Annotated in this window: 6 protein-coding genes; all 6 read right to left on the bottom strand. The window is 62.6% G+C overall.

What is annotated here, in order from left to right; genetic code table 11:
- Positions 1 to 8: 8 nt before the first annotated feature.
- Entirely contained in the window at positions 9 to 1,217 is a 1,209-nt protein-coding gene (gene nspC / locus E0L15_RS08520; protein WP_168125260.1) for a carboxynorspermidine decarboxylase, read from the bottom strand.
- Positions 1,218 to 2,477, bottom strand: a complete 1,260-nt coding sequence (locus tag E0L15_RS08515) for a saccharopine dehydrogenase family protein (protein ID WP_168125259.1) — start codon at positions 2,475 to 2,477, stop codon at positions 1,218 to 1,220.
- Between the two features lie 68 nt (positions 2,478 to 2,545).
- Positions 2,546 to 3,298 carry an aspartate kinase gene (locus E0L15_RS08510; RefSeq protein WP_168125258.1) on the bottom strand — a complete coding sequence of 251 codons (753 nt, stop codon included), beginning with the start codon at positions 3,296 to 3,298 and terminating at the stop codon, positions 2,546 to 2,548.
- A gap of 3 nt (positions 3,299 to 3,301) precedes the next feature.
- Positions 3,302 to 4,165: an agmatinase gene (gene speB / locus E0L15_RS08505; RefSeq protein ID WP_168125257.1), complete on the bottom strand. Its 864-nt coding sequence runs from the start codon at positions 4,163 to 4,165 to the stop codon at positions 3,302 to 3,304.
- Position 4,166: 1 nt separating this feature from the next.
- Positions 4,167 to 5,018, bottom strand: a complete 852-nt coding sequence (gene speE, locus E0L15_RS08500) for a polyamine aminopropyltransferase (RefSeq protein WP_087234448.1) — start codon at positions 5,016 to 5,018, stop codon at positions 4,167 to 4,169.
- Positions 5,018 to 6,487: an aminotransferase class V-fold PLP-dependent enzyme gene (locus E0L15_RS08495; protein WP_168125256.1), complete on the bottom strand. Its 1,470-nt coding sequence runs from the start codon at positions 6,485 to 6,487 to the stop codon at positions 5,018 to 5,020. The genes speE and E0L15_RS08495 overlap by 1 nt, the downstream gene beginning before the upstream one ends.
- Positions 6,488 to 7,221: the final 734 nt, after the last annotated feature.

The following is a 7,221-nucleotide window of genomic DNA, read 5'->3' as shown; positions in this document are numbered from 1 at the left end:
GTCTTATATCACCGGCCCAACCGGGCCTTGAAGTTGTGATATCCGAACTGGGTCAGCTGCGCCAGCCCGCCCTGGGGGTCCAGCCGCCAGAGGTCGGGCAGGGGCATGCCGTTGAAGGTGTTGTTTTTGCAGGTGGTGTAGATGGCCATGTCCCCAAACACCACCAGGTCCCCCCGGTGCAGGGGCTGGGCAAAGGAGTAGTCCCCCACCACGTCCCCGGCCAGACAGGTGGGGCCTGCCAGGCGGTAGGTGTGCGCCCCGCCGGGCTGGGCCACGGCGTGGAGAATGGGGGGCTGGTAGGGCATCTCCAGCACGTCGGGCATGTGGCAGGCGGCGCTGGCGTCCAGAATGGCGATGTGCACTCCGGCGTTTTCCACCAGGTCCACCACCCGGCTCACCAGATACCCGGCGTTGAGGGCCACCGCCTCCCCCGGCTCCAGGTACACCTCCACTCCCCAGGCCTCCTGGGCGTGGCGGATGCACCCCTCCAGGGTGTCCATCTGGTAGTCCGGGCGGGTGATGTGGTGCCCGCCCCCCATGTTCAGCCACTTCATGCCGGGCAGCACGTCCCCGAATTTCTCCTCCACCGCCTCCAGGGTGGTGGCCAGGTCGTCGGCGTTTTGCTCGCACAGGGTGTGGAAGTGCAGCCCGTCCAGCAGCTCCAGGGTGTGGGCGTCCATCTGGGCGTTCCAGATTTCCCGGGTCACCCCCATGCGGCTGCCGGGGGCGCAGGGGTCGTAAATGGCGTGTCCCTCCTGGGTGGAGCACTGGGGATTGATGCGCAGCCCCACACTCTTCCCCGCCGCCTTGGCCCGGGGGCCCAGGGTTTTCAGCTGGTGGATGGAGTTGAACACGATGTGGTCGGCGTAGTTCAGCAGCTCACCAAATTCGTCCTCCCGGTACCCGGCACAGAACACGTGGACCTCTTTGCCCCCCATCTCCTCGAAGCCCAGCCGGGCCTCATAGAGGCCGCTGGCCTCGGTGCCCGCCAGGAACTGGGAGAGGAGGGGGTAGAAGTCGTAGTTGGAAAAGGCCTTCTGAGCCAGCAGGATGTGGCAGCCTGTACGCTGGGCCAGGGCGGAGAGCACCTGGCCGTTTTGCTCCAGCCGGGCCTGGTCGATGACATAGGCGGGGGTGGGCAGGTTGCCAAACAATTCGCCCAGTTGGTGGGTGGCCAGCCCCTGGAAGGGGGGATGGCCCAGAGTCAGATACTCCATTTAGTCCACCAGCACCGGGTTGTGGTTCTCCCGGCGGGGCAGGCCGTACTGGTCCAGGGCGTCCAGGAAGGGATCGGGATCGAACTCCTCCACGGTGTGCACGCCGATCTTGTTCCACTTACCAGTCAGCAGCATGAGAGCGCCGCACATGGCGGGCACGCCAGTGGTGTAGCTGATGGCCTGGCTGGCCACCTCCTGGTAGCACTCCTGGTGGTCGCAGACGTTGTAGATGTAGTAGGTCTTCTCCTTGCCGTCCTTCTTTCCGGTGAAGATGCAGCCGATGTTGGTCTTGCCGTGGGTGCGGGGGCCCAGGCTGGCGGGGTCGGGCAGCAGCTCCTTGAGGAACTTGATGGGCACGATCTGGTGGCCCTCAAACTCCACAGGGGTGGTGGACAGCATACCCACGTTCTCCAGACACTTCATGTGGGTCAGGTAGCTCTGGCCGAAGGTCATGAAGAAGCGGATGCGCTTGACCTCGGGGATGTTCTCGGCCAGGGACTCGATCTCCTCGTGGTGGAGCAGGTACATGTCCTTCATGCCCACCTGGTCGAAGTCGTACTCCCGCTTGATGCTCATGGCGGGAATCTCCACCCAGTGGCCGTTTTCCCAGTAGCTGCCGGGGGCGGACACCTCCCGCAGGTTTACCTCGGGGTTGAAGTTGGTGGCGAAGGGGTAGCCGTGGTCGCCGCCGTTGCAGTCCAGAATGTCAATGGTGTCGATGGTGTCAAACTCGTGCTTCTTGGCGTAGGCGCAGTAGGCCTGGGTGACGCCGGGGTCGAAGCCGCAGCCCAGCAGGGCGATGAGCCCGGCCTTCTCGAACTTCTCCCGATAGGCCCACTGCCAGGAGTAGTCGAAGTAAGCGGAGAAGCCCTTCTCCTCACACCGCTTCTCGTAGATGGCCTTCCACTGGGGGTCCTCGATGTCCTCGGGCTCGTAGTTGGCGGTGTCCATGTAGTTGACCCCGCAGGCCAGGCAGGCGTCCATGATGGTCAGGTCCTGATAGGGCAGGGCGATGTTCATCACCAGGTCGGGCTTGTAGCTCTGGATGAGGGAAATGACCTCCTCCACGTGGTCGGCATCCACCTGGGCGGTGGTGATCTTGGTGGCGGTCTTGCCCTCCAACTCGGCGGCCAGGGCGTCACACTTGGACTTGGTGCGGCTGGCGATGCACAGCTCGGTGAACACCTCGCTGACCTGGCAGCACTTGCGGATGGCCACGGAGGCCACGCCTCCACAGCCGATGACCAATACTCGACTCATGTTCCATCTTCCTTTCTATGTATCAAAATTTCAACAATCTATGGGAATCTTGTGGAAAACTTTTTTACCTAACTGGCGTGCTCCTGGGCCACCAGGTTGCGCACCCAGGTGCCGGGCACGTCGTGGAAGGAGGAGCGCACCTCGATGGGGATGTTGTGGCGGCGGGCCAGGATGACACAGCGGTCGTGGAGCACCTGGGCCCCGTGCTGGGCCATGTCCAGCATGGCCTCGTAGGAGATCTCCTCCAGCTTGGTGGCGGTGGGGTCCTTCCGGGGGTCCGCAGTGTACACCCCGTCCACGTCGGTGTAAATCTGGCACACATCCGCCCGCAGGGCGGCGGCCAGAGCCACGGCGGTGGTGTCCGAGCCGCCCCGGCCCAGGGTGGTGAGGTTGCCCCAGGCGTCCACCCCCTGGAACCCGGCCACAAAGACGATGCGGCCCCGGGCCAGCTCCTTTTTGATGGCGGCGGGGGAGACGCTCTGGATTTGGGCCTGGGTGTAGTCGTCGGTGGTGCGAATGCCCGCCTGCCACCCGGTGAGGCTCACGGCCTCATAGCCCATGTGTTCCATGCATAGGGCGGCCAGGGAAATGGAAATCTGCTCCCCGGTGGTCAGCAGCATGTCCAGTTCCCGGCCGGAGGGGTTGGGGTTGAGCTCCAGGGCCTGGTCCATGAGGCGGTCGGTGGTGTGGCCCTGGGCGGAGAGCACCACCACCACTTGGTTGCCCCCATCATAGGCCCGGGCGATGAGGGAGCAGATGTGGCGGATGCGCTGGCTGTCCGCCACCGAAGTGCCCCCGAATTTCAGTACCATCAGTGCCATTTCTCAGCCCTCCCCGTGGCTCAGGGTGAGCAGCAGCTCCCGCAGCACCTTGCAGGCGGTGGCGGTGGACACCCCGCTGGCGTCCAGCATGGGGGCCAGCTCGTTGACGTCCGCCCCCACCACGTTGACGTGCTCGAAGCGGCGAATGGCCTCCAGCAGCTCCAGGAAGGTCACGCCGCCCGCCTCCGGGGTTCCGGTGCCGGGGAACACGGAGGGGTCCAGGCAGTCCAGGTCAATGGTGAGGTACACCGGGACCTGGCTCTGGGCCAGCTGGGCGGTGAGCTGGGCCAGGCCGTCAAAGGTGAAGGGGTGGAAATCGGTGTGGGAGCGGGCGAAGGCGAACTCCTCCCGCTCGCCGCTGCGGATGCAGAACTGGTGGATGCGTCCGTCGCCCACCAGGTCGTGGCAGCGGCGGAGGACACAGGCGTGGCTGAGAGGCATGCCCAGGTAGTCCTGCCGCAGGTCGGCGTGGGCGTCGAAGTGGACGATGTGCAAATCCGGGTATTTCTTATGCACCGCCCGCACTGCCCCCAGGGTGACGGAGTGCTCGCCGCCGATGAGCAGGGGCAGCTTGTCATGGTCCAGAATCTCCTGGGCCCGGGCCTCAATGTCCTCCAGGGCCTGCTGGACGCTGCCAAAGCACAGCTCCAGATCCCCGGAGTCGAAAATCTTGCAGTCGGTGAGGTCCTTATCCTGGTAGGGACTGTAGGTCTCCAGCCCGAAGCTCTCGTGGCGCATGGCCGCGGAGCCGAACCGGGCTCCAGGGCGGAAGCTGGTGGTGGAGTCAAAGGGAGCGCCAAAGAGGACGATCTTGGCCTCTTCAAAGGGGGCATCGCAGGCGATAAAGGTCTCAATGTTGGGTTTCATATCATTCTACCTCCTCCAGCATTCTCTCCAGGAAGGCCGGGAGGCAGAATGCGCCGGTGTGGAGCCGGACGGTGTAATAGTTGGTTTTCAGGTGCAGGGCCAGCCATTTGTCCCGGTCGAAGTCGTCGATGGGGTGATATTTCTTGCTGGCAAAGCCAAACAGCCAGTACCCGGCGGCGTAGGTGGGGATGTGGGCCTGGTACACCCGGCTGATGGGGAAGGTGCTGACGATGCGCTTGTGGCTGCGCTGCATGGCCTCGGCGTCCTGGTGGTAGAAGGGGCTGCCCTGCTGGTTGACCATAATGCCGTCCTCCCGGAGGGCGTTGTAGCAGATGCCGTAGAACTCCCGGGTGAAGTAGCCCTCGGAGGGGCCGAAGGGGTCGGTGGAGTCCACGATAATCAAATCATACTGGGCATGCTTGCGGCGGATGAAGCGCAGGGCGTTGTCGAAGTAGATGTGCACCCGGTCGTCGTCCAGACGGCAGGCGTTGCCGGGCAGGTAGCGGCGGCAGGCGTCCAGCACCTGCTCGTCCATCTCCACCAGGTCGATGCGGCGGATGGACTCGTACCGGGCCAGCTCCCGCACCACGCCGCCGTCGCCCGCGCCGATGACCAGCACGTCCTGGACGTTGGGGTGCACCGCCATGGGCACGTGGGTGATCATCTCGTCGTAGATGAACTCGTCCCGCTCGGTGAGCATCACGTTGCCGTCCAAGGTGAGCACCTTGCCGAACTCGGGGGTGTCGTAGATGTCGATCTGCTGAAACTCGCTCTTGTGGGAGTACAGATGCCGCTGGACCCGGATGCTGTGCTTGACGTCCGGGGTATGAAATTCGCTAAACCACAGTTCCATCACAGCGCCTCCTGGGTGAGAATGTTGATGTGCTCAATGTCCGGGTCCTCGGGTCCGGTCATGGAGCAGCCCTTGGCCTTGGCGTAGCGGATGTAGTCCAGAATCTGGGGGGTAATTCGCTCGCCGGGGGCCAGGATGGGGATGCCGGGGGGATAGCACATGACGAACTCGCTGCACACTTCCCCGGCGCTGTCCTCCAGCCGCACGCTCTTTTTATCGGCGTAGAAGGCTTCTTGGGGGCTGGTGACCACCTCGGGGTCGATGTACTCCTGGTTCATCAGCCCGCTGGCGTCGGTCTGGTACCGCCGCCGGATTTCCGCCAGGGCGCTGACCAGACGCTCCAGCTCCTGGGGCCGGTCGCCGATGGAGAGGTAGGCCAGAATGTTGCCAATGTCGCCGAACTCAATCTGAATGTCGTACTCGTCCCGGAGCAGGTCGTACACCTCAATGCCAGCCAGGCCGATGTCCCGGGTGTGGACGCTGAGCTTGGTGGGGTCAAAGGCAAAGATGGAGTCTCCGTTGACCAGCTCCCCGCCGAAGGCGTAGTAGCCGCCCACGGCGTTGATCTCCTCCCGGGCGTACTCCGCCATGGCGGTGACCTGGCGGAATACCTCAGGGCCACGCAAGGCCAGGTTGCGGCGGCTGATGTCCAGGCTGGACATCAACAGATAGCTGCCCGAGGTGGTCTGGGTGAGGTTGATGATCTTGCGCACATGGCCCTCGTGGATGTTGGGGCCGATGAGCAGCAGGGAGGACTGGGTGAGGCTGCCGCCGCTTTTGTGCATGGACACGGCGGCCATGTCCGCCCCCGCCTCCATGGCGGAGATGGGCATGTTTTCCCCGAAGTAGAAGTGGGTGCCGTGGGCCTCGTCGGCCAGACAGTACATGCCCGCCTCGTGGGCCATCTTCACAATGGCCTTCAGGTCGCTGCAAATGCCGTAGTAGGTGGGGTTGTTTACCAGCACCGCCACGGCGTCCGGGTTCTCCCGGATGGCCTTGGCCACCTGCTCCCGCTTCATGCCCAGGGAGATGCCCAGCTGGTGGTCCACCTCGGGGTTGACGTAGACGGGGATGGCGCCGCACAGCACCAGGGCGTTGATGACGCTGCGGTGGACGTTGCGGGGCATGATGATCTTGTCCCCCCGCTTGCAGGTGGACAGCACCATGGACTGCACGGAACTGGTGGTGCCCCCCACCATCAAAAAGGCGTGGGCGGCGCCGAAGGCATCGGCGGCCAGCTCCTCGGCCTGGCGAATCACCGAAATGGGATGGCACAGGTTGTCCAGGGGCTTCATGCTGTTGACGTCGATGCTCACGCACTGCTGGCCCAGAAACTCGGTGAGCTCCGGGTTGCCCCGGCCCCGCTTGTGGCCGGGGACGTCAAAGGGCACCACCCGCATCTGGCGGAAGGTCTGGAGGGCTTGGTAAATGGGGGCTTGACTCTGGTCAAGGACGTGTTTTCTCTTCATATGCCACACCTCGATACAAAAAAAGACACAAGCTGCATCTGTACAGCTTGTGTCAAACAAGGTCAATATGGGAAAGCCCGTGTTCCGACAGACCCATCCCCGGCGCAGGCAGGGGAACGGGTGCGCCGCCCCGCAAATCGGGACGACAAAAAAGGGGGGTGGAGGGGGCTTGGTACATAGAGTCTATATAGCAACAAGATACTTTTACTACTCTGTTATTGACCGTTTCACAAGTCTGCGCAAATGCGCATTTCGGTTATAAAGTAACCAACTTATAAAATTTGAGCTTTTAACTCAATCAATAAGGCGGTAAAACCGCCAATCGGCAGTGGACCCGGCTGTCCGTATGGCCTTAACTCCCGAAGGAGTGGTCCTAGTATGCTTGGCCAGATAAACTCCAGTCAAATTCTAGCTGAGTATAGCATGGGGTGGGGGTGGTGTCAATATTTTTTGGAGAAATTCAGGTAAAAATTTGAGAAAGAAGGCTTGGCCTTCCTCCATTTCTCAGAAGCAAATTAGCGCCCCTGCCAGGGACGCTCCGCTGGGCCCGATTTCTCCCCGATGAGAAATCGGGGAAAGAATCGCCAAAGGCGGGGCCTTCCCCCGCCTTGTGGAATCCACCCCGCGGTACTGGGTGTCCCTGCGTTCTTCTCTTTTCGGCCCTTGGCATGATAGTGTCACATAGATGGCGTGGAAATCCTACGGAAAGCACCTATTTCTCTGACAAATATTAC

This window comes from Pseudoflavonifractor sp. SW1122, from assembly GCF_012027765.1.
Classification (GTDB): Bacteria; Bacillota; Clostridia; order Oscillospirales; family Oscillospiraceae; genus Enterenecus; species Enterenecus faecium.
This window is presented reverse-complemented; position numbering and strand designations above follow the sequence as displayed.

Bases quoted from the DNA above. Each gene is read 5' to 3' on its own strand.
- speE (WP_087234448.1), bottom strand. From the start codon at position 5,018: ATGGAACTGTGGTTTAGCGAATTTCATACCCCGGACGTCAAGCACAGC.
- speB (WP_168125257.1), bottom strand. From the start codon at position 4,165: ATGAAACCCAACATTGAGACCTTTATCGCCTGCGATGCCCCCTTTGAA.
- E0L15_RS08510 (WP_168125258.1), bottom strand. From the start codon at position 3,298: ATGGCACTGATGGTACTGAAATTCGGGGGCACTTCGGTGGCGGACAGC.
- E0L15_RS08495 (WP_168125256.1), bottom strand. From the start codon at position 6,487: ATGAAGAGAAAACACGTCCTTGACCAGAGTCAAGCCCCCATTTACCAA.
- nspC (WP_168125260.1), bottom strand. From the start codon at position 1,217: ATGGAGTATCTGACTCTGGGCCATCCCCCCTTCCAGGGGCTGGCCACC.
- E0L15_RS08515 (WP_168125259.1), bottom strand. From the start codon at position 2,477: ATGAGTCGAGTATTGGTCATCGGCTGTGGAGGCGTGGCCTCCGTGGCC.